21 protein-coding genes and 1 riboswitch are annotated in these 23948 nt (G+C 62.8%); of the genes, 15 read left to right on the top strand and 6 right to left on the bottom strand.

The features are described from left to right. Positions 1 to 28: 28 nt before the first annotated feature. From CO656_RS07405 to CO656_RS07395, 3 genes are all read right to left on the bottom strand, one after another. Positions 29 to 1393, bottom strand: a complete 1365-nt coding sequence (locus CO656_RS07405; RefSeq protein WP_037415336.1) for a glutamine synthetase family protein — start codon at positions 1391 to 1393, stop codon at positions 29 to 31. Positions 1394 to 1487: 94 nt separating this feature from the next. Continuing rightward, positions 1488 to 3035 carry an amino acid permease gene (locus CO656_RS07400; protein WP_037415333.1) on the bottom strand — a complete coding sequence of 516 codons (1548 nt, stop codon included), beginning with the start codon at positions 3033 to 3035 and terminating at the stop codon, positions 1488 to 1490. A gap of 106 nt (positions 3036 to 3141) precedes the next feature. Next, positions 3142 to 3915: an N-formylglutamate amidohydrolase gene (locus CO656_RS07395; protein WP_037415330.1), complete on the bottom strand. Its 774-nt coding sequence runs from the start codon at positions 3913 to 3915 to the stop codon at positions 3142 to 3144. A gap of 170 nt (positions 3916 to 4085) precedes the next feature. Between CO656_RS07395 and CO656_RS07390 the strand changes: the two genes are divergently transcribed. The 6 genes from CO656_RS07390 (at position 4086) to CO656_RS07365 (ending at position 10003) form a co-directional block, all read left to right on the top strand. Continuing rightward, positions 4086 to 4964 carry a MurR/RpiR family transcriptional regulator gene (locus tag CO656_RS07390; protein ID WP_097525308.1) on the top strand — a complete coding sequence of 293 codons (879 nt, stop codon included), beginning with the start codon at positions 4086 to 4088 and terminating at the stop codon, positions 4962 to 4964. Between the two features lie 190 nt (positions 4965 to 5154). Beyond that, positions 5155 to 6258, top strand: coding sequence for an ABC transporter substrate-binding protein (locus CO656_RS07385; RefSeq protein WP_037415326.1), 1104 nt, complete (start codon positions 5155 to 5157; stop codon positions 6256 to 6258). 70 nt (positions 6259 to 6328) lie between these two features. Then, entirely contained in the window at positions 6329 to 7210 is an 882-nt protein-coding gene (locus CO656_RS07380; protein ID WP_037415323.1) for an ABC transporter permease subunit, read from the top strand. Continuing rightward, positions 7207 to 7995, top strand: coding sequence for an ABC transporter permease (locus tag CO656_RS07375; RefSeq protein ID WP_037415320.1), 789 nt, complete (start codon positions 7207 to 7209; stop codon positions 7993 to 7995). Before CO656_RS07380 ends, CO656_RS07375 begins: the two co-directional genes overlap by 4 nt. 4 nt (positions 7996 to 7999) lie before the next feature. After that, positions 8000 to 9061, top strand: a complete 1062-nt coding sequence (locus tag CO656_RS07370) for an ABC transporter ATP-binding protein (protein ID WP_037415318.1) — start codon at positions 8000 to 8002, stop codon at positions 9059 to 9061. A 116-nt stretch (positions 9062 to 9177) separates the two neighbouring features. After that, positions 9178 to 9441, top strand: a riboswitch (FMN riboswitch). Positions 9442 to 9529: 88 nt separating this feature from the next. Further along, positions 9530 to 10003 carry a 6,7-dimethyl-8-ribityllumazine synthase gene (locus CO656_RS07365; protein ID WP_097525307.1) on the top strand — a complete coding sequence of 158 codons (474 nt, stop codon included), beginning with the start codon at positions 9530 to 9532 and terminating at the stop codon, positions 10001 to 10003. 86 nt (positions 10004 to 10089) lie between these two features. On the opposite strand, the gene CO656_RS07360 is transcribed toward CO656_RS07365, so the two are convergent. Then, on the bottom strand, positions 10090 to 10893 hold the full coding sequence (locus tag CO656_RS07360) for a LuxR C-terminal-related transcriptional regulator (RefSeq protein WP_037415312.1): 804 nt from the start codon (positions 10891 to 10893) through the stop codon (positions 10090 to 10092). A gap of 202 nt (positions 10894 to 11095) precedes the next feature. Here CO656_RS07360 and CO656_RS07355 point away from each other — a divergent pair, with 202 nt between their 5' ends. The 5 genes from CO656_RS07355 (at position 11096) to CO656_RS07335 (ending at position 15983) form a co-directional block, all read left to right on the top strand. Beyond that, positions 11096 to 12172 carry an ABC transporter ATP-binding protein gene (locus tag CO656_RS07355; protein ID WP_097525306.1) on the top strand — a complete coding sequence of 359 codons (1077 nt, stop codon included), beginning with the start codon at positions 11096 to 11098 and terminating at the stop codon, positions 12170 to 12172. Between the two features lie 52 nt (positions 12173 to 12224). Continuing rightward, positions 12225 to 13385 (top strand): spermidine/putrescine ABC transporter substrate-binding protein, encoded by a 1161-nt coding sequence (locus CO656_RS07350; RefSeq protein ID WP_097525305.1) that lies wholly within the window; start codon positions 12225 to 12227, stop codon positions 13383 to 13385. Positions 13386 to 13532: 147 nt separating this feature from the next. Continuing rightward, positions 13533 to 14399 carry an ABC transporter permease gene (locus tag CO656_RS07345; RefSeq protein WP_095678045.1) on the top strand — a complete coding sequence of 289 codons (867 nt, stop codon included), beginning with the start codon at positions 13533 to 13535 and terminating at the stop codon, positions 14397 to 14399. Further along, positions 14399 to 15217: an ABC transporter permease gene (locus CO656_RS07340; protein WP_037415291.1), complete on the top strand. Its 819-nt coding sequence runs from the start codon at positions 14399 to 14401 to the stop codon at positions 15215 to 15217. Before CO656_RS07345 ends, CO656_RS07340 begins: the two co-directional genes overlap by 1 nt. A 4-nt stretch (positions 15218 to 15221) precedes the next feature. Beyond that, positions 15222 to 15983: an SDR family oxidoreductase gene (locus tag CO656_RS07335; RefSeq protein WP_097525304.1), complete on the top strand. Its 762-nt coding sequence runs from the start codon at positions 15222 to 15224 to the stop codon at positions 15981 to 15983. 50 nt (positions 15984 to 16033) lie between these two features. On the opposite strand, the gene CO656_RS07330 is transcribed toward CO656_RS07335, so the two are convergent. Further along, positions 16034 to 16360: a TfoX/Sxy family protein gene (locus tag CO656_RS07330; protein WP_097525303.1), complete on the bottom strand. Its 327-nt coding sequence runs from the start codon at positions 16358 to 16360 to the stop codon at positions 16034 to 16036. 128 nt (positions 16361 to 16488) lie between these two features. Continuing rightward, complete coding sequence (locus tag CO656_RS07325; protein ID WP_037415280.1) at positions 16489 to 17460, bottom strand: GlxA family transcriptional regulator; 972 nt, start codon at positions 17458 to 17460, stop codon at positions 16489 to 16491. Between the two features lie 109 nt (positions 17461 to 17569). Between CO656_RS07325 and CO656_RS07320 the strand changes: the two genes are divergently transcribed. From CO656_RS07320 to CO656_RS07300, 4 genes are all read left to right on the top strand, one after another. Next, a complete protein-coding gene (locus CO656_RS07320; RefSeq protein ID WP_097525302.1) occupies positions 17570 to 18472 on the top strand; it encodes a 3-keto-5-aminohexanoate cleavage protein in 903 nt (300 codons plus the stop codon). A 233-nt stretch (positions 18473 to 18705) separates the two neighbouring features. Beyond that, positions 18706 to 20196, top strand: coding sequence for a carnitine 3-dehydrogenase (locus CO656_RS07315; RefSeq protein ID WP_097525301.1), 1491 nt, complete (start codon positions 18706 to 18708; stop codon positions 20194 to 20196). Positions 20197 to 20439: 243 nt separating this feature from the next. Continuing rightward, on the top strand, positions 20440 to 21600 hold the full coding sequence (locus tag CO656_RS07310) for an acyl-CoA dehydrogenase family protein (RefSeq protein ID WP_097525300.1): 1161 nt from the start codon (positions 20440 to 20442) through the stop codon (positions 21598 to 21600). A gap of 279 nt (positions 21601 to 21879) precedes the next feature. Then, entirely contained in the window at positions 21880 to 23943 is a 2064-nt protein-coding gene (locus CO656_RS07300) for an acetate--CoA ligase family protein (RefSeq protein WP_097525299.1), read from the top strand. Positions 23944 to 23948 lie beyond the last annotated feature (5 nt).

The raw sequence follows: 23948 nt of genomic DNA, 5'->3' as shown, positions 1-23948 counted from the left end.
GGGTAGACCCTCGTACGGAGGGGATTCCCTACGCCCTCTCGAATCCGCGCGCGACCTCCCAATCCGTCACCCGCCGGTCATATTCCTCCTGCTCCCACCGCGCCGCACGGGCATAGTGGTCGATGACCTCTTCGCCGAACGCTTCCCGCAGCATTTTCGAACCCGTCAGCGCTTCGGTTGCCGCCCTGAGCGTATGCGGAATTTCGCGCACCTCCTTGCCCTGATAGGCATCGCCGACGAAGGGCGCCTCCAGTTGCATCTTGTTCTCGATGCCGGATATGCCGGCCGCGACCAAGGCGGCGAAGGCGAGATAGGGGTTGAGGTCGGAGCCGCCGACGCGGCATTCGATGCGGATCGCCTTGGTATCTTCGCCGCACAGGCGATAGCCGGCGGTGCGGTTGTCCTTGCTCCAGATCGCCTTTGTGGGCGCGAAGGTGCCGGCCATGAAGCGCTTGTAGGAATTGATGTAGGGCGCCAGGAAATAAGTGATCTCGCTCGCATGGGCGAGCAATCCGGCCACGTACTGCCGCATCAGCTCGGACATGCCGTATTGCCCCTCCTTATCGTAGAACAGCGGCGTCTTGCCGTCGACGCTCCACAGAGACTGGTGGACATGCGACGACGAGCCGGCGGCGGAATAGTTCCACTTGGCGAGGAAGGTGATCGCCTTGCCCCGAGACCAGGCAATTTCTTTGCAGCCATTCTTGATGATGGCGTGCCGGTCGGCCATGGTCAGCGCATCGGCATAGCGCACGTTGATTTCCTCCTGGCCGGCGGATGCTTCGCCCTTGGAATTCTCGACCGGAATGTCCGCACCCTGAAGGCCGTTGCGGATCGCCCGCATCACATCCTCTTCCTTGGTCGTCTGGAAGATGTGGTAGTCCTCGTTGTAGCCGCTGGCGAGATGCAGGTCGCGGTATCCGGAAAGCCGCGCATCCTCGTAGGACTGATCGAACAGGAAGAATTCGAGCTCGCTCGCCATGAAGGCCTTGAGGCCCATGGCCTCGAGCCGTGCGATCTGCCTCTTGAGGATGGCACGCGGCGAATGCGGCACTTCCTCATGCGTATGATGATCGAGCACGTCGCAGAGAACCAGCGCCGTGCCTTCCAGCCAGGGGATGCGCCGAAGCGTCGCAAGATCCGGCTTCATCGTGTAGTCGCCGTAGCCCTTCTCCCAGCTCGTCGCCTTGTAGCCGGGCACGGTTTCCATTTCGATGTCGGTCGCCAGCAGGTAGTTGCAGCTATGCGTTTCCTTCCAAGCACTATCGACGAAATATTGGGCGTGAAAACGCTTGCCCATTAGGCGGCCTTGCATGTCCACCTGGCAGGCGAGCACCGTGTCGATACGCCCGTTGGCGACATCCTCTTTCAGTTCCTCGAACGAGTAGCTCATGAAAGTACAATCCCATGTTTCGGCGCGGCCGTTCCCATAGCCGCTAATACGAAGCGGAGATCGCAAGCGCGATCTCCGCCCTCTTTCCATCTTCTCAGACTTCGCCGACGGCCTTCTCGGCGGCAGCGATCTCCGCCTGGCGGCGCGCGACCTCGTCACCGATCGGCGGCCCGCGGAAGCGGCGGCTCTCGAAACCGAACCAGATGATGCCGGTGACGACGAGGAAGCCGACGGTGATGTAGAGCGCCCAGTCGTTTGGCGGCTGAATGCCGAGCACGAAGATCAGGACCATGGCGATGATCGACAGGATGGCGAACAGCTTGAATATCCCTTCGCCGAGATTCCACGGCCCCATCTTGTCCCACTTCGACGTTCCCCAGGCGAACAGGCCGAGCGTGATCGGGATTGCGAAGGAGAAGAACAGGAAGATGACCGTGCAGGAGACGACGATCGTATAGACCGGCGTTTCGCCGATCGAGACGAGCGACGAACCCCAGACGAACAGCACCGAAAGGATCGAGCCCGTCCAGATCGCAGCAACCGGCGAGCGATAGGTGGGGCTTACCTTCGAGAGTGCCTTTGAGGCAGGTAGACCGCCATCACGCGAGAAGGCGAAGATCATGCGCGAAACCGAGGTCACCGTCGCCAGGCCGCACAGCCACTGGCTGACGAAGATGGCAAGGTAGAGAATGTCCTTGATGAGCGGATGGACCTGCGCGTCCATTGCCCAGAAGAACACGTTCCAGCCCTGCTTGGCGGCTTCGTCCATGTTCGGGATCATCAGCACGAAGGCGCATAGCATGATATAGCCGAAGAGCGCCGACCAAAGCACGGAGGAGACCATGCCGCGCGGCACCGATTCCGCCGCCTTGACGGTCTCCTCCGACGTATGCGCCGAAGCGTCATAGCCGGTGATCGTGTAGATCGGCAGCAGCAGGCCGAGCAGGAACACCCAGGTTCCGGAGGTCTCAGGCCAGACATTGCCGCCCGCCTCGCCGGAATAATTCGAGAAGGTGAACAGCCTGCCGATCTCATAGCTGTCGGCCGCCGCGAGGCAGACGATCGCCAGCAGGATCGCGGTGGCGAAGATCAGATAGCCGGAAAAGTCGGTGAGCTTCGCGGTTAGGCCGATTCCCATGTGGTTCACCAGCGCCTGCCCGCCGGTGATGATCGCCAGGAACACGATGCGGGTCGTCGTCGTATCTTCCAGGCCGAAATAGGGTGTCCCGAATGAGCCCATGAAGAAGTAATAGGTGCCGACGTTGATGGCCCCGAGAACGGTCACCAGGCCGAGGAGGTTGAACCAGGCCGTGAGCCAGCCGGTGAAGCGGTTCCCGAGGATCGATCCCCAATGATAGAGGCCGCCGGCGGTTGGATAGGCCGAGCTGATCTGCGCCATAGCCACGGCAAAGACCAGAGAGATGAAGCATCCGAGCGGCCAGCCGATGCCGATCGCCGCTCCGCCCGCACCTGCGGTCGCCTGCGCCAGCGAATTGATGCCCCCCGACAGAATGCAGATGATCGAGAAGGATACGGCGAAATTCGAGAACTGGCTCATTCGCCGCTCGAGTTCCTGGGCATAGCCCATCGAATGCAGGATGTGCATATCCTGCTTCTTATCGGTTTCGGTATAGTCTGACATCTCTTTCCCCTGTTTCTCCTGACCCGGCGCGCCATTGCGAAAGGTCACGTCACCACCTGTTCCGGCACCGGAACAGGACCGCGGCTTTGCCGCTCCCCTGGGTCTTTTATTGTTTCGGAAGGGCGGCTACGCTTTTTGCGAGCAGCCCTTCCAGATAGTCGGCCATGACCCTCTGGCCGGCTTCGGTGCGAATGAGATCGTTCCTGATCTCGATCATAACGTTCGGCAGCCCGTAACGGACGCCGTATTCTATCAAGCTATGGGTTACGCCGTCAGTCGGCCCGTAGGGCTCGTTGCGACGGATGTCGTATGCAACCTCCCCGCTCGTCGCGACCGCCAGCATGCGGTCGGCGAGCCGGCCGTCGGCATCGTGCAGGATGCCGATCTCGACGCTGCGGCGTTTGCCGAAATAGACCGGCGTAAAGCTGTGCATGGTGACGAGAATCGGAAGCCGCCCCGCCGCCTTGCGACCGGCGATGAACGCGGACACCGCGTCGCGGAACGGCTGATAGATCTCGTCGACGCGCGCCTGGCGCTCCGACGCCGACATCACCCGGTTTCCCGGAACCTCGTAGACCTCGCTGACGACCGGCGTTGCGGCGTCGGACTCCGGCGGTCTGTTGCAGTCATAGACGAGGCGTGAAAAACGCTGATAGATGAGCGTACCATCCACCTTCCCCGCAAGGAGCTTGGAAACCGCCAGCGCTCCCGGATCCCAGGCGATGTGGCTGGCGAGCGCTTCCTCGGAAAGGCCGAGCGTTCCGAGGCGCTCGGGCAGACGGCTCGACGCGTGTTCGCAGACGAAGAGAAAATCTCCCTTCGCATCGGCACTCTCGATGGCGACCGGACCGCCCTCTGCCTGGGTCAAAAGCCCCGTCAAAACCGGCTCCCCTTTGCCTCGTCAGACGATGTTGCTGAAAAGAATTCTTCACGAATCGACGGGTGTCAATCAAAATTTGAAACGATCTTTTCAGTTTCCCATTGACTTCGGTTACGCCCGCGATGTTTAATTTCCTTCAAGCTGGCAAAGACCGGCTGAGGGGCACGACATTGAACGGCAACACGGCATCCATGACGGTGTCGGATGTGATCAACGCGCATTTCGCGGTGCTGACGCGCGCCGAGAAACGTTTGGCGGAGACACTTCTCGACAACTATCCGGTTTCCGGCCTCGGCTCGATCACGACGGTCGCCGAGAACGCCGGCGTTTCCACGCCGACCGTGGCGCGCATGGTGCAGAAGCTCGGTTTTCGCGGCTTTCCCGATTTCCAGGCGAGGCTCCACCAGGAGCTGGAGGCGACGATCTCCAATCCGATAGCCAAGCACGATCGCTGGGCGGCCAGCGCACCGGGCACCCACATCCTCAACCGCTTTGCCGATGCCATCATGGGCAATATGCGCCAGACACTGTCCCAGCTGGAGCCGGCCGAATTCGACCAGGCGGCCGCCCTCATCGCCGACCGCAAGCGCAACCTCTATCTTGTCGGCGGCCGCATCACCCGCTCGACGGCCGATTACCTCTTCACCCATCTCCAGGTCATCCGCACGGGCGTCACCCAGATTGCCGCCAATCCGAGCTCGTGGCCGCACTACGTGCTCGATATGAAACAGGGCGACGTTCTGATCCTGTTCGACATCCGTCGCTATGAACAGGAAATGGAGACCCTCGCCCGCTCCGCCCGCAACCGCGGCGTCGAGATCATCCTTTTCACCGACCAATGGGGTTCGCCCGTCGCCAAGTCGGCTTCCAAGGTCTTCCGCGCTCAGATCGAAGTCCCCTCGGCCTGGGATAGTTCGGTCATGCTGCTGTTCCTCGTCGAGGCGCTGATCGAAGCGGTGCAGAGCTCGAATTGGGACGAAACCAGGGACCGGATGAGGACGCTCGAAGGGCTCTTCGATTCGACCCGCATCTTTCGCAAGCCAGGTTAGGAGGTACCGGTCGAAGACTGAATGTCCGGAGGAAGAAATGGGGGTGCAAGGCGCGCCGTGCGCCGCTTGGAACACCACCTCCCGGGGCGGCGTTCTCGCCGCAAACGGGAAAATGCCTGTCACACAAGTTTCATCGCGCCGCTTTAACAGCATCGCCGAAATTGACTGAAAACCGATAAGGAGAACGCCAGTGATTTCAAAGACTCAACGCCTGCTCTCGCTCTCGACCGCCATCCTGCTGGCAACCACGGCCGTGGCCGCTGCCGAGCCGAGCGAAGAGCTCATCGCCGCCGCCAAGAAGGAAGGCACGCTCACCACCATTGCGCTGCCGCACACCTGGTGCGGTTATGGCGATCTCATCGCCGGTTTCAAGGCGAAGTACGGGATCGAGGTCAACGAGCTGAACCCCGACGCCGGTTCCGGCGACGAGATCGAAGCCATCAAGGCCAACAAGGGCAATACCGGCCCGCAGGCACCCGACGTGATCGACGTCGGCCTGTCCTTCGGCCCCTCTGCCAAGGCCGAAGGCCTGATCCAGCCCTACAAGGTCTCGACCTGGGATACGATCCCGGATAGCGCCAAGGATCCGGAAGGGTTCTGGTACGGCGACTATTACGGTGTTCTCTCCTTCGTCGTGAACACCGATATCGTCAAGGAAGTGCCGAAGGACTGGGCCGACCTCAAAAAGTCGGACTACGCGAACGCGGTCGCTCTCGCCGGCGACCCGCGCGCCTCGAACCAGGCCGTGCAGGCCGTCTACGCCGCTGGTCTCGCCGCTGGCGAAAAGGATGCGGCCAAGGCCGGTGAAGCAGGCCTCGCCTTCTTCGCGGAAGTCAACAAGGCCGGCAATTTCGTTCCGGTCATCGGCAAGTCCGCTTCGCTCGCACAGGGCTCGACCCCGATCATCATCGCCTGGGACTATAACGGTCTCTCCTGGCGCGACAGCCTGAACGGCAACCCGCCGGTCGAAGTCGTCGTTCCGGCCTCGGGCGTCGTCGCCGGCGTCTATGTGCAGGCGATCTCGGCCTTCGCCCCGCATCCGAACGCCGCCAAGCTGTGGATGGAATATCTCTACTCGGACGAAGGCCAGCTCGGTTGGCTGAAGGGCTATTGCCACCCGATCCGCTTCAACGATCTCGCCAAGAACGGCAAGATCCCGCAGGAAATGCTGGACAAGCTGCCGCCGGCAGCTGCCTATGAAAAGGCCGTATTCCCAACGCTCGAGGAACAGGCCAAGGGCAAGGAAGCGATCACCACCAAGTGGGACAGCGTGGTCGGCGCCAACGTTCAGTAATCATTGCCATGCCTCCCCGCTCGATCGGCGGGGAGGCTGTTTCATTTGACTGAGGAACATCGAAGCCTTCATGACCACGACAACAGCAACCGCACCCCTGATCAACAAACGAGCGGTCATCGATTGGCTCGGGATAGCCCCGTTCGCGATTTTTGCGCTGATGTTCCTGATCGTTCCGACGCTCTACCTCGTCACCGGCGCCTTTCTGACGCCCGAAGGAACCTTCACCTTCAAGAATCTCGCCGATCTCTTCACGCCGACGATCATGAGCGCCTACTGGATCTCGATCCGCGTGTCGGTCGCCTCCTCGCTCGGCGGCGCGCTGATCGGCTTCTTCCTCGCCTGGGCGGTCGTGCTCGGCGGAGTTCCGAACTGGATCCGCTCCGGCCTGCTGACCTTCTCCGGCGTCGCCTCCAATTTCGCGGGCGTGCCGCTCGCTTTCGCGTTTCTTTCGACGCTCGGCCGCACCGGGCTCGTCACCGTCTTTTTGCGCGACTGGTTCGGCTTCAATCTTTACGGAACCGGTTTCAATCTCCTGAGCTTCTTCGGCCTCACCATCACCTATATGTATTTCCAGATCCCGCTGATGGTGCTGATCCTCACCCCGGCGCTGGACGGCCTCAAGAAAGAGTGGCGCGAGGCGGCCGAAATCCTCGGCGCCTCCACCTGGCAATATTGGCGCATGGTGGCGCTGCCGATCCTCTGGCCGAGCCTGCTCGGCACGACTCTCCTGCTCTTCGCCAATGCCTTCGGCGCCATCGCCACGGCTTACGCGCTGACCGGCAGTTCGCTCAACATCGTGCCGATCCTGCTCTACGCGCAGATCCGCGGCGACGTGTTGCACAACCCCAATCTCGGCTATGCGCTCGCCCTCGGCATGATCGTCATCACCGGCATTTCCAACATTCTCTATATCTGGCTGCGCATGCGCGCCGAACGGTGGCAGAAATGAAAGCACAACGCCTCGGCGCCTGGATCGCCATCGCCATCGGAGCCAGCTATTTCATCATTCCGCTGCTCGGCACGCTGGAGTTCTCGCTGCGCATGCGACGCGGCGCCTATTCCTTCGACGCCTACCAGTCGGTTTTCTCCGACATCCAGTTTCGCGAGACCTTCGGCTATTCGATGCTGATGGCCGTACTGACGATCGTCTTCGGCATGCTGCTCGTCGTGCCGACGGCGTACTGGGTGCGGCTACGCCTGCCGCAGGTGCGGCCGATCGTCGAGTTCGTCACGCTGCTGCCGCTCGTCATTCCGGCTATCGTTATCGTCTTCGGCTATCTGAGGCTCTACAATTCCTCGTCGATCCTGCCGCTCACCGGTTCGACCTCCGGCACCAACGCGCTGTTGATGTTCTCCTACATGACCCTGTCGCTTCCCTACATGTACCGCGCCGTCGACACGGCGATGCGGGCGATCGACGTCAGGACTTTGACGGAGGCCGCCGAAAGCCTCGGCGCCAAATGGCCGACGATCCTTTTCCGCTGCATCTTCCCGAATGTGATGAGCGGCGTGCTTTCCGGCGCCTTCATCACCTTCGCCATCGTCATGGGCGAATTCACCATGGCGGCGCTGCTCAACCGCCCGGCTTTCGGTCCCTATCTGCAGCTCGTCGGCGCCAATAAGGCCTATGAGCCTTCGGCGCTCGCCGTCATCGCTTTCGCAATCACGTGGCTGAGCATGGGGCTGATCCAGCTCGTCTCCCGCTTCCAGAAATCCGCTTCGCCCAAGGCTTGATCACATGGCTTTCCTGACACTGACCAATATTCAGAAATCCTTCGGCCCGGTTCAGGTCGTTCATAATTTCAACATGGGCATCGAAAAGGGCGAGTTCGTCTCCTTCCTCGGCCCGTCCGGCTGCGGCAAGACCACGATCCTGCGCATGATCGCCGGTTTCGAGACGCCGTCCGGCGGCTCGATCGTCATCAACGGCCAGGACCAGGGCGCTCTGAAGCCGAACCAGCGCAATATCGGCATGGTCTTCCAGGCCTATGCGCTGTTTCCCAACATGAACGTCCATGACAATGTCGCCTTCGGCCTGAAGGTCGCCGGCGCCACCAAAACGGACATCGATATCCGGGTGAAGCAGATGCTCGGGCTCATCAAGCTCGAGCACCTGGCGGACCGCTTCCCCTATCAACTGTCCGGCGGCCAGCAGCAGCGTGTGGCGCTCGCCCGCGCGCTTGCCGTGAAGCCGCAAGTGCTGCTGCTCGACGAGCCGCTCTCGGCGCTCGATGCGAAGATTCGCATCTCGCTGCGCGAAGAGATCCGGCAGATCCAGCAGCAGCTCGGCATCACCACGGTGTTCGTCACCCACGACCAGGAGGAGGCGCTGTCGATCTCCGACCGGATCGTGGTGATGAATGCCGGCCGCGCCGACCAGATCGGCACCCCGTTCGAGATCTACAACACGCCGGCGACCCGCTTCGTCGCTTCCTTCGTCGGAACGCTCAATATCATCGAGGGCAAGGTCGCCGATCCCGCCACCGGTGCGGTCACCATCGGCGGGCAGCGGATTGCCCTGAAAGAGCCGATTGCCGGCCTCAAGGGCGGGGACAGCATTTCGCTGGCGCTTCGGCCGGAGGCGGGTTCGATCGCCGAGGGCTCCAAAGGCGATACCGCGCTGCCCGGCGAAGTCGTCTCGACGAGCTTCCTCGGCTCGGTCATCCGCACCAAGCTGCGGGTTGGCGATGATGTCATCTCGTTCGACATGTTCAACGATCCGGGCATTACACCGCCTGTTGCCGGCGAGAATGTCAGCCTGCGCTTCGCCGCCAAGGACCTGTTGGTCATCCGCGAGTAGTGATGGCCGGAACGATTTCGTTCCGGCCTCGATCTTTCCCGGAAAAATCTGTCGTGATTTCTCGCATTTTCGTCGGAGCCTGCGTTTGACGGGCGCTGCTCTCCGTATATAGTCGCACGCGTTCTCAGGGCGGGGTGAAATTCCCCACCGGCGGTAGCGATCGGCGGACCAGCGGTCTGATGATCGAAGCCCGCGAGCGCTTCAGGCAATGCAGCTCCGCGCGTCCATGGACGCGCAAAGGTCGCTGTAGCACTTTGAGTTGCTGCATGATTCTGTCCTTAAATCGATCTCGATTTAAGGAACTGTGCAGTGTCTGAAGGTCAGCAGATCCGGTCAGATTCCGGAGCCGACGGTCACAGTCCGGATGGAAGAGAGCAAGCAGTGCGAACCCTTCGCGGGGTTGTCGTGCATGCATGTTCGCCCGACGGGATCATTGGAACAAACGCCAACCCTGAAAGGCTTGAGACCATGACCATTCTTTCCCACCCCTCCACCAAGATCGCGATCGTCCGTGCCCGCTGGCACGCCGACATCGTCGACCAGTGCGTCGACGCCTTCGTCGCCCAGTGGTCGAAGCTCGGCGGCAACGCGGCCGACGTCGAGATCTTCGGCGTGCCGGGAGCGCTGGAAATTCCGCTGCATACGCAGAAGCTCGCCAAGACCGGACGCTACTCGGCGATCCTCGGCACCGCCTTCGTCGTCAACGGCGGCATCTATCGCCACGACTTCGTCGCCGGAATCGTGCTGGACGGCATGATGCGCGTCCAGCTCGACACGGACGTGCCGGTGCTCTCCGCAGTGTTGACGCCGCACAACTTCCAGGAAAGCGAGCCGCTGATCGCCTTCTTCCGCGACCATTTCGTCGTCAAGGGCGAAGAAGCTGCGAATGCCTGCGCACAAATTCTCGACGCGCGCGCCAAGTTGGCGCTGGTCAACGCCTGACGGACTACAAATCGACGCAAAGGAGAGGGCGCAGCCGGCTGGCGCGCCCTTTTTTGCCTCGCCAATAATGCGGCTACCGACAGGTGTCAGTGGCCGAGGTTCTTGATGTAGAGCGACAGCAGCTGCGTTTGCGAGGAAATTCCGAGCTTGCGATAAACGTTGCGACGATGGACTTTGACGGTGCCGGTCGAGATGCCGAGCCTTAATCCGATCGACTCCGATGAATGCCCCTGCAGGACCAGTTCGATGATTGCCGCTTCTCGATCGGTGAGGTTGAGATGTTGCCAGACCCCGTCCGCGGGCGGATGCAAAGCCTTGCGGCGGCTGCGGCCGGTTTTCGCGAGCGCCGCGTCGAATCGGTGGTCGAGGTCGGCCCAATGATGGCGAGCGAGTGCGGCCACCAAGGGCTCGGCCCTCTTGAGCAGGGCAAACTCGGCGGCGCCGAAAGGGCCGGTCGCCTCCCGCCGCATCAGCGATAGCACGACGGTGACCTGTTCGCTGATCGGAACGAAGAAACCCACCTCCTCCGCAAGCCCGGTCTGCACATAATAGGTGCGGTAATATTCGCTGGAGAAAAAGCGATCGGGCGCCAACTCCCGCATCCGCCACACGCCAGGTCGGGGCGCACAGGCGGCATGATAGAAGGGATCGAGCAGGTATGGGCCCGCCTGGTAGAGGCTCACGAAGAGCACATGGTCCTTGGCATCGAAAGTACTGTAGAGATCAAGCGGACGCTCCTTGCCACGATAGGCGAAGACGACGACATAGTCGAAGGCTATCAGGCTCGACATCAGCCGGCGGAACGCAGTGCCGACGGCCTCGTCGCCCATCGCCGAACCATTCATCAACGGCGCCAGGGCCTGGAAAAGCTTCTCGAAGTCGACGCCCAAACCGCCCTCCCCAGTCCCCTGCGCTGCCACTTGGACGGCTTAACCAGGGTATACTCCTTTCACAAGCAAATTCCGGCGGGAATACCTCTCTCGGGGTATATACCGACTCGGCTTCCGGTGACTAGGCTGTCAGCAATGACGGTGGGAACAGGAGGCGCAAGGACCGCGTCCGATTCCTATAATAGCGCCGCAGGGAACAGACGTGACATCCGATTCAAACGACATCGAATTCCGTTCGGTCGCCAAACGCTATGGCAGCGTGACGGCGGTGTCGGATATCAGCCTCGGGGTGCCCAAGGGGGCTTTCGTCGCGCTGCTCGGCCCGTCCGGCTGCGGCAAGACCACCTGCCTGCGAATGATCGGCGGCTTCGAACAGCCAAGCGCGGGGATGGTCTATATCGGTGGCCAGCCTATGAACGGCGTGCCGGCCTATCGGCGCCCGGTCAATATGGTCTTCCAGCAATACGCGCTGTTCCCCCATCTTGATGTCGAGCAGAACGTCGCTTACGGGCTGAAGCAAATGCGCCCGCGCATTGCGGCGGCCGAAATCAGCCGCCGCGCCCGGGAGGCGCTGGAGATGGTCCGTCTTGCCGGCTTCGGCAAGCGCCGCATTCACGAGATGTCGGGCGGACAGCAACAGCGCGTGGCGCTTGCCCGCGCCATCGTCAACAAGCCGAAGGTGTTGCTCCTCGATGAGCCTCTTGCCGCGCTCGACAAGAAGCTGCGCACAGCGATGCAGATCGAACTCCAGAGCCTCCAGCGCGAGCTCGGCATCACCTTCATGCTCGTCACGCACGACCAGGAAGAAGCGCTGTCGATGAGCGATCTCGTCTGCGTTATGAATGCCGGGCGAGTGGTCCAGATCGGGCCGCCGCAGGAAATCTACGATCGCCCGGCGAATCTTTTCGTCGCCGATTTCGTCGGCAAGACCAATCGCATCGAAGCGACGGTCGAGCCCGGCGCGAATGCGGTGCGGCTGGCAAATGGCGTCGGTTTGGCAAAGCCCGCGCGTGCCAATGGAACCGCGGGTGCGGCCATGGTGGCGCTCCGTCCGGAATCGATAAGCCTTGTGCGTGACGATACCGCCACGCTGCATGGCACGGTGACCCACCGCATCTTCCTCGGCTCATCGGTCGAATACTCCGTCGAGGTTGACGGGCTTGGCGATTTTCTGGTGACCGCCGACCGCCGCAGCCTGGATGAGTCCGACCTCGCAGAACCTGGAGAAAGGATCGGACTCCGCTTCGATCCCAACGCAATGCATGTCTTTCCGGCCTGAACGGGCCGACGCTCTGCCATCAAATGCATGTCAACGACAAGGGAACAGCATCATGACCAAGTGGTACAGAGAGAATGCCCCGATCACCGCGGAAAAGCTTGCGGACGAGCTGATGCGCCTGAAACGCGGTTCGGTGACCCGCCGCCATTTTCTCTGCGTCACCGGCCTCGGGCTTGCCACTGCCGTCCTGGCGCGCGCGCCCGGCCTCTTCACCGCGACGGCTTTTGCCGAAGACCTCGGCACGCAGATGTCGCTCGCGACCTGGCCGAACTATCATGATCCCGCCACCTTCGAAGCCTTCAGGGCCGCGACTGGCGTCGCCGTAGAAGTCAACGTTTTCGGCTCGAACGAGGAAATGCTTGCGAAGCTGCAGGCAGGCGGCACCGGTTGGGACCTCTTCGTCCCGACCAATTACACGATTTCGACCTATGCAAAGCTCGGCCTCATCGATGAGCTCGACCTGTCGAAGCTCCCGAACTACGACGCCTCGACGGAAAACGCCCGCTTCACCAATGAAGGCGTCATCGACGGCAAGACCTATGCGGTGCCGAAGAACTGGGGCACGACCGGCATTGCCGTGAACAGCGACAAGATCAAAAAGCCGGTTACGAGCTGGAAGGAGTTCTTCGAGGTGGCGATGGCCGAGGCCGACGGTCGCGCCATGGTGCATGACTACCAGCTCACCACCATCGGCAACGCACTCGTCTCGCTTGGATTTTCCTTTAACTCAATCAAGCCGGAGGAACTCGCCAAGGCCGAGGAGCTGCTGATCAAGGTCAAGCCGCATCTCTACGCGATCAACAGCGACTACCAGCCGGCGATGCGGGCGACGGACGCCTGGATGACAATGTGCTGGACCAATGACGGCGCCCAGCTCAACCGCGACATGCCGGAAATCCAATTCGTGCTCGGCAAGGATGGCGGCGAAATCTGGTCGGATTTCTACGCGATCCCGAAGAGTGCGGCCAACAAGCCCGCCGGCTATGCGCTGCTCAACTATCTGATGATGCCCGAAAACGCCGTCAAGGAGCACATCGCCAACGGCGCGCCGACGACCGACAGCCGCGTCTTGAAGTTGCTGCCACCGGAGGTGACGTCGAACAAGATCGTCTATCCGGACGAGGCGGCGCTGACGCCGCTCGAATTCGGCGCCGCGGTGACGCTGACAGATCCCGGTCGCGCCGAACTGATGGCCCGCTTCAAGTCGGCGTGAGGTCGAAAGTTCGCCCCTCACCCTAGCCTTCCCCGCCAGCGAGAGAGGGGACGGGCGCCGCGGGTTCCCTCTCCCCGTTCGAAGGGGAGAAGGTGGCCGGCGGGCTGGATGAGGGCCCAGTTCAATACACGTTTCAACGGACTGACCATGCGTGCGGCAAAGAACACGAAGAGGAACCTGGTGACGGCGGCGCTGGTAGCGCCGGCGGCGGCGTGGCTTTGTGTCTTTCTCGTTCTCCCCTTCATCGCCATGCTCGTCTTCGCTTTCGGCGAGCGGGCGCCGGAAGGCGGCTATCAGGCGGCTTTCACCTTCGCCCAGTTCGCAAACCTGCCGACGCGCGCCGCAGCCTTCTGGAACACGCTGATGCTTGCGCCAGCCGGCGCTCTGCTCTGCCTTCTGGTGGCCTATCCTGTCGCCTACTACCTCGCCGTCAGGGCAAACCCTCGCTATCGCCTGATCCTCGTATCGCTGGTCGTCGTGCCGTTCTGGACGAGCCTTCTGGTGCGCACCTATGCCTGGATGTACATCCTCGGCTCGCGCGGCATTCCCAATCTGCTCGCGATGATCGGCATCGAGGACGTGCGCATGCTCAACACGCCCGGCGCCGTGCTGCTCGGTATCGTCTACGGCTACCTGCCGCTGATGATCATGCCGATCTATGTGAGCCTCGAGAAACTCGACCGGCGGCTTCTTGAGGCTTCCGCCGATCTTGGCGCCAAGCCGGTTTCCAGCTTCCTCGGCGTCACCCTGCCGCTATCGCTCCCGGGCGTCATGACCGGCATCGCGCTGGTGACGATCCTGCTCCTCGGCGAATATCTGATCCCCCAGCTTCTCGGCGGCGGCAAGGTCTTCTTCATCGGCAACGCGCTGGTCGATCTCTTCCTGCAATCACGCAACTGGCCCTTCGGCTCGGCGATCGCCGTCACGCTGGTTGCCGTCGTCGTCGTCGTGCTCATGGTGGCGATGCGCATCGCCTGGAAGGTCGCCGGAACAAGACAGGTGGATCTCGTCTGATGCGTGCCCTCGTCTCCTCCGTCTATCTCTTCCTCTATGCGCCGATCGCGCTCGTCGTTCTGTTCTCCTTCAATGCGGGGCGCAATGCGAGCGAGTTCACCGGCTTCTCCGCTGCCTGGTACGGCAAGGCTCTCAGCAACACCTTCCTGGTTTCAGCACTGCAGAACAGCCTGATGATCGCCTTCACGAGCGCTGCGCTTGCGGCGGTCTTCGGGACCATGGCGGCGCTTGGCATGGAGCGCCTCGGGCCGCGCATGCGAGCCTTCTTCGATGCCCTCTTCGCCGCTGCCATCGTCGTTCCGGGTGTCGTCATCGGAATCGCCACGCTCGTGGCGCTGGTCGCCGTCTTCTCCTTCGTGAATCCAGCGCTCGCGACGATCTGGCCGGGCGATCACCCGCCACAACTCGGTCTTGGCTACGGCTCTATCATCGCCGCCCATGGGCTGTTCTCGATGGCACTCGTCGCCATGATCGTGAAGGCGCGGATCGCCAGTCTCGGCCGTGACATCGTCGAGGCGTCCAGCGATCTCTACGCGACGCCGCTCACCACCTTCCGACTGATTGTGCTGCCGCAGATCCTTCCCTCGATTCTTGCCGGCTTCCTGCTCGCCTTCACCTTCTCCTTCGACGATTTCATCATCGCCTTCTTCGTCGCAGGCTCGAAGACCACCTTGCCTATCTATGTCTTCGCCTCGATCCGTCGCGGCGTGACGCCGGAGATCAATGCGATCGCAACCTTGGTTCTCGTCGCGTCGCTTCTCCTGATCCTGACTGCGCGCGTGCTGATGCGCGAGACGAAAAGCAAATCCGGGGAGTGAAACCATGATCCTGAAAGACCGGATCGCGATCGTGACCGGCGGCGGCTCCGGAATCGGTCAGGCGGGTGCCGCCATCATGGCGCGCGAAGGCGCCCATGTGGTGGTCGTCGACCGTAGCGCGAAGGCTTCGGAAGAGACCGTGACATCGATCGCCGCCAAGGGCGGCAGCGCCGAACCTCTAGCGATCGACGTCACCGACGACGGAGCGCTGTCGAACGGCATTGCCGACATCCTTCGACGGCATGGCCGCATCGATATTCTGCACAACCATGCCGGCGCCCAGGTGGCCGGCGACCTGGAACATGTCGAGGTGGCGGGTTTCGATCGCTCGTGGAACCTGAACGTTCGCGCGCACTTCATGGCGGCTCGCCTCGTCGTGCCGTCGATGAGGGCGGCGGGGCGCGGCGTGATCGTCAACACCTCATCCTCTTCCGGCGTCCTCTACGACCGTGAGATGATCGCCTACACCACGACAAAGCACGCCGTCATCGCCATGACGCGGCAGATGGCCGGCGACTACGCGAAACATGGGGTGCGAATAAACGCACTCTGCCCCGGCTGGGTCGACACGCCGTTCAACGAACCTTTCATCAAGCAGATGGGCGGTCGGAAGGCAATCGAGGCCTATATCCGCGAGAAGGTGCCGCTCGGACGGTGGGCAAGCGTCGACGAGATCGCCGAAGCGATCCTCTTCCTTGTCTCCGACCGTTCCTCTTATATGACCGGCCAGGTCCTTGTGGTCGACGGCGGCGAGACAGTCGTCTGAGCTACTGGCATCCTGCTCCGGTAGCAGATGAGAAGAAACTGCGCGAGCTTTCACTTCGGTGGCAGCGAGAGCACGTAGCCGAGCGCCGCATCGAGCAGGCGCTTGCGCAGCGCGTCGTCGCCATAGGCCTCGGCGCCGGCACGCACCCATCCATGCATCCTCCGCTCGCCCATCACCATCTGGGCGACGCCGGGCAGCGCCAGCGCCCAGTCATCACTGCCCTTGCCGAGCCGCACCAGCATCCCGTCATCGCGTGCGCCGCAGACGAGATTGCCGTTCACGAGAAAAGCCAGGCCGCCGAACATCGGTTTCTCGGAAAGCCCCGGCCGGTCGCCGAGTTCTTGCCTTACCAATTCCTCCAGTCCCGTGTCGCGCATGGGTCGTCTTCCTCCTTCTTGTGCCGCAGGGCGGCGCGTACCTGAATCACCTTCCCACGAGCCGGCGATAGATCGCTGATTCGATTCATCAAAACGCCCCTGCTGAATCGCCCTTTGAAGTGATTCAATCAACTCTTGAGCTTCAGCCGCCGGCGTGTCTCGCTCGGGCTCTCGCGATAGTGTGCGCGATAGCTTCGCGAAAACGACGACGACGAGTTGAAGCCGGAAATTGCCGCGATGTCGGCGAACTCCATCCGCGTCTCGATCACCTTGCGGCGCGCCGCATTGAGCCGCAGCGCCAGATAGTGTTCGTGCGGCGCCACGCCCATGGTGTCCTTGAAGAGGTCCTGCAGGTGGCGGGCGCTGACGCCGACCCGGCGCGCGAGCCGTGCAAGCGTCAACGGCGCCTCGACCGTCTCCTCCATCAGCTTGACCGCCGCACCGACCCGCGCGTCAAGGATGCGCATATTGCCGATTGCCGGCACCTGTAAGAGGTCGCCGCGCGTGCGCTCCTGCTCGTAGATGAAGAGACGCGAGACTTCGAGCGCCAGCGAATAGCCGTGCGCGCGGCGGATCAATTCCAACATCAGGTCGAGCGTGGGCAGCGAGCCGCCGGTGGTGATGCGCTTGCCATCGATGACGAAGCGCTCGCGAACCATCGTGACCTGCGGATAGGCGCTGGCGAAATCCTCGAAGTCTTCCCAGTGGGTCGTGGCGGAAAAATCGTCGAGCAGGCTCGTCTCCGCCAAAAGCCAGGAGCCGGATTCGATGCCGGCCATCGCCTCCCGGTGCCGGGCCGTCTGCGACAGCAGCATCTTGAGCTGTGAGGTAGCGCTGCGCCGCCAGTTGTAGCTCGACAGCACGAAGAGCGGCGCCGTTTCGCGTTGCGGCCGGAAGGGGCCGGACACCGGAATCGGGATGCCGCTTTTCGTCTCGATCGCCTCGCCGTCCGGGCTGAACATTGTCCAGCTGTAGAGCGTTCGCCCGGCGATGCGGTTGGCGGCGCGCAGCGGCTCGATAACCGAGGCGACCAGAATGAGATTGGTCTCCGGCAGGATCAGCAAATCGATATGCTGCGCCTGCGAAACACTGCCGTCCATCGCGAAACTTCCCCCGGCTGTCTCCGAGAATGTATAGGATCGTTCCACTTTTGGAAAGCAGCCTCGCCGTTTCTGGCTCGTAATGGGTCCAACGAAAAGGGAGACAGCCATGCCGCTCAGCATGAACCGCGAGGTTTTCGTCACCTGCGCCGTCACCGGCTCCGGAGACACCGTTTCGAAATCCAGCCATGTTCCGATCACGCCGAAACAGATCGCCGAAGCGGCAGTCGAAGCGGCCAAGGCGGGTGCCGCGATCGTCCATTGCCATGTCCGCGACCCGGAGACCGGCGCGCCGGCCCGCCGCCTCGACCTCTACAGGGAAGTGACCGACCGCATTCGCTCCGCCGATATCGACGTCGTTCTCAACCTGACCGCCGGCATGGGCGGAGACCTGATCTTCGGCAATGTCGAAAGCCCTCTCCCGCTCAACGAGAAAGGCACCGACATGGCCGGCGCCACCGAGCGCGTCGCCCATGTCGCCGAATGTCTGCCGGAGATCTGCACGCTCGACTGCGGCACGATGAACTTCTCGCTCGGCGACTACGTGATGACCAACACGCCGTCTATGCTGCGCGAGATGGCGCGCCAGATGACCGCACTCGGCGTGCGTCCCGAGATCGAGGCCTTCGACACCGGCCATCTCTGGTTCGCCAAACAGCTCGTCGAGGAAGGTCTGATCGAGGATCCGGTGCTGATCCAGCTCTGCATGGGCATTCCCTGGGGCGCACCCGACGACCTCAACACCTTCATGGCGATGGTCAACAACGTGCCGGCGAACTGGACCTTCTCGACCTTCTCGATCGGCCGCAACGCGCTCGCATATCCGGCGGCGGCGATCCTTGCCGGCGGCAATGTCCGCGTCGGACTGGAGGACAACCTCTATGTCGGCAAGGGCCAGCTCGCGACCAACGGCCAGCTCGTCGAAAAGGCGGTGTCGGTGATCGAGGGCATGGGGGCGAAGATCATCGGGCCCAAGGAGGTTCGCGAGAAGCTGAAGCTGACGAAGAGATAAGACCCCTCCCAACCCTCCCCACAAGGGGAGGGCTCGACATGCGTCGGCGCCGAACTCCGAACGAAGCGCATGTTTCCGCGGAGATGTTCGCAAGAAGGCCGGCCCCCGCCGCGGTTAGTCGCCGGAGAGAGGGCCGCAGAGGATCCGGAGCCACCCATCCCTCCCCCTTGTGGGGAGGGTGGCCCAAAGGGCCGGGCGGGGGGCTCCCACGGAACGATTTGGATGGAGAGGCAATGACCATCATCACCAAGGCCGCCTGCGTTGGCGGCGGCGTCATCGGCGGGGCCTGGGCGGCGCGTTTCGCGCTCGCCGGCATCGACGTCAACATTTTCGATCCGCATCCGGAAGCCGAGCGCATCATCGGCGAGGTCATGGCCAATGCAGAGCGCGCCTATGGCATGCTAACCATGGCGCCGCTGCCGCCGCGCGGCAATCTCACCTTCTGCAAGAGCATTGAGGAAGCCGTCCACGATGTTGACTGGATTCAGGAAAGCGTGCCCGAACGGCTGCCGCTGAAGCGCGGCGTCATCACCGAGATCGACGCAGCCGCCCGCCCCGACGCGTTGATCGGCTCGTCGACCTCGGGCCTGCTGCCGTCCGACCTCCAGGCCGAGATGAAGCATCCCGAGCGCATGTTCGTCGCCCACCCTTATAACCCGGTCTACCTGCTGCCACTGGTCGAGCTCGTCGGCGGCAGGAAGACATCCCCCGAGACGATCAGGCGCGCCGAGGAAGCCGTCGCCGAGATCGGCATGAAGGGCGTCGTCATCGCCAAGGAGATCGAGGCCTTCGTCGGCGACCGCCTGCTCGAAGCGCTCTGGCGCGAAGCGCTCTGGCTGATCCAGGACGACATCTGCGATACCGAGACGCTCGATAATGTCATGCGCTATTCCTTCGGCATGCGCTGGGCGCAGATGGGTCTCTTCGAGACCTATCGCATCGCCGGCGGCGAAGCCGGCATGCGCCACTTCCTCGCCCAGTTCGGCCCCTGCCTCAAATGGCCCTGGACAAAGTTCACTGATGTCGTCGATCTCGACGACGCGCTGGTCGAGAAGATCGGCGCGCAGTCCGACGCCCAGGCCGCCGGCCGCTCAATCCGCGAACTGGAACGCATCCGCGACGAAAACCTCGTTGGCATCATGCAGGCGCTGAAAGCCGGCAATGGCGGTGAAGGCTGGGGTGCCGGAAAGCTGCTCGCCGATTTCGAGGCGCGCCTCTGGGCAAAGGGCGGCAATCAATCGAAGTCTTATGACGCCTCCGGCCCGCTGCGCCTCGTCGAAACCAAGGTCAACGCCGCCTGGGTCGACTATAACGGCCACATGACCGAGCACCGCTATCTGCAGCTCTTCGGCGATACGTCGGATGCGCTGCTGCGATTGATCGGCGTCGACTTCGCCTATGTCGAGGCCGGCCACAGCTACTACACGGTGGAGACCCATATCCGCCATCTCGGTGAGGCGAAGCTTGGCCAGGCGCTCTATACGACCCTGCAAATTCTCGCCTCCGACGAAAAGCGCATCCACTTCTTCACGCGGATCCACGATGCCGCCTCGGACGACGTGATCGCCACCGCCGAGCAGATAATGCTGCATGTCGATGCCAAGGCCGGCAAGTCGGCGCCGGCGCCGGCCGATGTGCTGGCGAAGCTGAAGCCGATCGCGGAAGGGCATGCGAGGCTTGAGGTGCCGGGGGGAGCCGGGCGGCATGTGGGGCAGAAGCGGTAAAGGTGATGAGAGCGGACGATTGCCCCTCATCCGCCTGCCGGCACCTTCTCCCCGTTCTGACGGGGAGAAGGGACATGCCGCAACGGCCTGCTGTTTGCTGGCGGAGGAGGCTGGTAGCCAAAGTCCCCTCTCCCCGCATGCGGGAGAGGGTTAGGGTGAGGGGCAAAGCCGCACCCGGGAAGCCTGCGGATCGATGGGGAGATCGGCCGGATGACAGGCGGACTAAAATGACGAGGGAGAACAATGAATTTCGCACTGACCGAAGAACAGCAGATGATCGTCGACACGGTCCGCGGCTTCGTCGAGACCGAGATCTATCCGCATGAAAACGAGGTCGAGCGTACCGGCACCGTACCGCGCGAGCTCGGCCAGGAGATCGCCCGCAAATGCAAGGAGCTCGGCTTCTTCGCCTGCAATTTTCCCGAAGAGGTCGGCGGCGCCGGTCTTGATCACCTCACCTTCACGCTCGTCGAGCGCGAGCTCGGCCGCGGCTCGATGGGCCTTACCGTCTTCTTTGGCCGCCCCTCCGGCATCCTGATGGCCTGCAACGAGGAACAGCGCGAGCGCTATCTGCTGCCCGCCGTGTGCGGCGACAAGTTCGATGCGCTTGCGATGACCGAGCCGGATGCGGGCTCCGATGTGCGCGGCATGAAATGCTTCGCCCGGCAGGACGGCGACGACTGGATCGTGAATGGCACCAAGCACTTCATCAGCCATGCCGACATCGCTGATTTTGTCATCGTCTTCATCGCCACCGGCGAGGAGCAGACGCCGCGCGGGCCGAAGAAGAAGATCACCTGCTTCCTCGTCGACCGCGGCACGCCCGGTTTCGAAATCCGCGACGGTTACAATTCCGTTTCACATCGCGGCTACAAGAACTGCATCCTCACTTTCGACGACTGCCGGCTGCCCTCCTCCCAGATTCTCGGCGAACTCCACAAGGGCTTCGATCTCGCCAATGACTGGCTCTATGCCACCCGTCTGACGGTTGCCGCCACCTCCGTCGGCCGGGCCCGCCGCGCCTTCGACTACGCGCTCTCCTACGCCGCCGAGCGCAAGCAGTTCGGCAAGCCGATCGGCGCCAATCAGGGCGTCTCCTTTAAGCTCGCCGACATGATAACCGAGATCGATGCCGCGGACCTACTGACTTTGTCTGCCGCCTGGCGTCTCGACCAGGGCCTGCCGTCGAACCGCGAAATCGCTTCCGCCAAGGTTTTTGCGACGGAAATGCTTGCCCGCGTCACCGACGAGGCGATCCAGATCTATGGCGGCATGGGCCTGATGGATGACCTGCCGCTCGCCCGCTTCTGGCGCGACGCCCGCGTCGAGCGCATCTGGGACGGCACATCCGAAATTCAGCGGCACATTATCAGCCGCGATCTGCTGCGGCCGCTGGGGGCGTGAGGGAATGGTCGTCTTTCCGCAAGTCACCCCCCTCTGCCCTGCCGGGCATCTCCCCCACAAGGGGGGAGATCGGCAAGACGCGACCACCCCGTTTCTTTTTCAGACAACCGTCTGGGCGACCCGCCGCCCATTGATAGTCTTTAAGCACTCCTCGACGGCCACTGACTCGCGAAAACATTGCGCCGTCCAATCTCCCCCCTTGCGGGGGAGATGCCCGGCAGGGCAGAGGGGGGTATTCCGCGGATCGCGCACCCTTGAGGCGTTCAACGAGGGCGCCGCATGACCACCTCTCCCCGCTCTCTCGACCGCCTCATCCGCCCGCAATCCATCGCCGTCTTCGGCGGCAAGGAAGCGCGGCGCGTCATCGCGCAATGCGACAGGATGGGCTTCGCCGGCAAGATCTGGCCGGTCCATCCGCGCGAGGATGAAATCCTCGGCCGCCGCTGCTACCGCTCCGTCGCCGACCTGCCGGAAGCGCCGGATGCTTCCTTCGTCGGCGTCAACCGGGCGCTCACCATAGAGATCATCCGCGATCTCGCGGCGCGTGGCGCCGGTGGCGCCGTCTGCTACGCCTCCGGTTTCCGCGAGGCGGCGAGCGAACTTGCCGATGGCAACGACCTCCAGGAGGCGCTGGTCGCGGCGGCCGGCGACATGCCGATCGTCGGACCCAATTGTTACGGCTTCATCAACATGTTGGACGGCGCGCTGCTCTGGCCGGATCAGCACGGCATGCTCCGCGTCGAACGCGGCGTCGCGATCCTTACCCAATCCTCGAACATCGCCTGCAACATCTCGATGCAGAAGCGCGGCCTGCCGCTCGCCTATGTGATGACCGCCGGCAACCAGGCGCAGACCGGCCTTTCGGACATCGCCTGCGCCGTTCTCGAGGATCCGCGCGTCACCGCCGTCGGGCTGCATATCGAAGGCTTCGACAGCATCGAGGCCTTGGAAAGGCTCGCACACCGCGCCCGCGAACTTCGTAAGCCGGTCGTGACGCTGAAGGTCGGCAAGTCGGAGGCCGCTCGTCTGGCAACGGTCTCCCACACCGCTTCGCTTGCCGGTAACGACCGCGTCTCTTCGGCGTTGCTTGCCCGCCTCGGCATCGGCCGCGTCGATACCCTGCCGGAGCTGCTCGAAACATTGAAGCTCCTGCATCTCCACGGTACCCTCCCCAGCGCCGACATTTCGTCGATGAGCTGCTCCGGCGGCGAAGCGTCGCTGATGGCGGATGCCGGCGTCCGGCGCAGGGTGAACTTCCGACCGCTCAAGGAGGAGCAGCGCCAGCCGCTCAGGGAAAGCCTCGGCGAGATGGTGACGATCGCCAATCCGCTCGACTACCACACCTTCGTCTGGGGCAACCGCGAAAAGCAGACCGCCGCCTTCACCGCCATGATGCAGGGCGGCTACGCGCTGAACCTGGTCGTGCTCGATTTCCCCCGCCTCGACCGCTGCGATGCCGCCGACTGGGTAACGACCTGCGATGCGGTCATCGACTCCGCCAATGCGACGGGCGCCGTCGCCGGCATCGTCACCAGCCTCGGCGAGAACATGCCGGAAGAAACGGCTCTCTCCCTGATGGCAGCCGGCGTCGTGCCCTTCTTCGGCTTGGACGAGGCCCTCGCGGCGGCCGAAACGGCCGCCGCGATCGGCAACGTCTGGGCAAATCCGGCGCCACCGCCGCTCGTCAAGATGGCAATGGGCGGCGGAGATCCCGAGACGTTGACGGAGGCCGAAGCGAAGGCGGAGCTCGCCGCGGCCGGCGTGTCGGTCCCGAACGGCAAGACCGCCCGGACGCCTAAAGAAGCGGCGGAAGTCGCCGAAACCCTTGGCTTCCCGGTCGCGCTCAAGGGCCTCGGTGTTGCCCACAAGACCGAAGCCGGTGCCGTCAGGCTCAATCTCGCAAAAAGGGAAGAGGTCGTCGCCGCCGCGGAAGGGATGGCCTCGGTCGCCTCCGGCTATCTGGTGGAGAAAATGATCGCCAAGCCGGTCGCCGAAGTGATCATCGGCGCTATGCGCGATCCCGTGGCCGGTCCGGTGCTGACCATTGGCGCCGGCGGCATTCTCGTGGAAATGCTCGATGATTCCGCGATCGTGACGCTACCCGCCACCGAAGAGATGATCGAAGCAGCGATCGACGGCCTGAAGGTCAGGAAACTGCTCGACGGCTACCGCGGCGGTCCGAAGGGCGATGTCGCAGCGCTGACAAGGACTGTCGCAGCCGCGGCATCCTATGTCGTTGCAAACGCTTCCAAACTCGAAGAACTCGATATCAATCCTATTATGGTATTGCCGGACGGCCATGGTGTTGTCGCCGCCGATGCCTTGATCCGCCGGAGGAAATGACGCCT

This window comes from Sinorhizobium sp. FG01 (assembly GCF_002531875.1).
GTDB classification, from domain to species: domain Bacteria; phylum Pseudomonadota; class Alphaproteobacteria; order Rhizobiales; family Rhizobiaceae; genus Sinorhizobium; species Sinorhizobium fredii_C.
The sequence above is the reverse complement of the archived record's forward strand: the minus strand, read 5'-3'. Positions and strand labels throughout refer to the sequence as shown.

Excerpts from the sequence above, each read along its gene's own strand:
- CO656_RS07405 (WP_037415336.1), bottom strand. The coding sequence starts at position 1,393 with ATGAGCTACTCGTTCGAGGAACTGAAAGAGGATGTCGCCAACGGGCGT.
- CO656_RS07400 (WP_037415333.1), bottom strand. The coding sequence starts at position 3,035 with ATGTCAGACTATACCGAAACCGATAAGAAGCAGGATATGCACATCCTG.
- CO656_RS07380 (WP_037415323.1), top strand. The coding sequence starts at position 6,329 with ATGACCACGACAACAGCAACCGCACCCCTGATCAACAAACGAGCGGTC.
- CO656_RS07375 (WP_037415320.1), top strand. The coding sequence starts at position 7,207 with ATGAAAGCACAACGCCTCGGCGCCTGGATCGCCATCGCCATCGGAGCC.
- CO656_RS07370 (WP_037415318.1), top strand. The coding sequence starts at position 8,000 with ATGGCTTTCCTGACACTGACCAATATTCAGAAATCCTTCGGCCCGGTT.
- CO656_RS07365 (WP_097525307.1), top strand. The coding sequence starts at position 9,530 with ATGACCATTCTTTCCCACCCCTCCACCAAGATCGCGATCGTCCGTGCC.
- CO656_RS07350 (WP_097525305.1), top strand. The coding sequence starts at position 12,225 with ATGACCAAGTGGTACAGAGAGAATGCCCCGATCACCGCGGAAAAGCTT.
- CO656_RS07345 (WP_095678045.1), top strand. The coding sequence starts at position 13,533 with ATGCGTGCGGCAAAGAACACGAAGAGGAACCTGGTGACGGCGGCGCTG.
- CO656_RS07340 (WP_037415291.1), top strand. The coding sequence starts at position 14,399 with ATGCGTGCCCTCGTCTCCTCCGTCTATCTCTTCCTCTATGCGCCGATC.
- CO656_RS07335 (WP_097525304.1), top strand. The coding sequence starts at position 15,222 with ATGATCCTGAAAGACCGGATCGCGATCGTGACCGGCGGCGGCTCCGGA.
- CO656_RS07330 (WP_097525303.1), bottom strand. The coding sequence starts at position 16,360 with ATGCGCGACACGGGACTGGAGGAATTGGTAAGGCAAGAACTCGGCGAC.
- CO656_RS07325 (WP_037415280.1), bottom strand. The coding sequence starts at position 17,460 with ATGGACGGCAGTGTTTCGCAGGCGCAGCATATCGATTTGCTGATCCTG.
- CO656_RS07320 (WP_097525302.1), top strand. The coding sequence starts at position 17,570 with ATGCCGCTCAGCATGAACCGCGAGGTTTTCGTCACCTGCGCCGTCACC.
- CO656_RS07315 (WP_097525301.1), top strand. The coding sequence starts at position 18,706 with ATGACCATCATCACCAAGGCCGCCTGCGTTGGCGGCGGCGTCATCGGC.
- CO656_RS07310 (WP_097525300.1), top strand. The coding sequence starts at position 20,440 with ATGAATTTCGCACTGACCGAAGAACAGCAGATGATCGTCGACACGGTC.
- CO656_RS07300 (WP_097525299.1), top strand. The coding sequence starts at position 21,880 with ATGACCACCTCTCCCCGCTCTCTCGACCGCCTCATCCGCCCGCAATCC.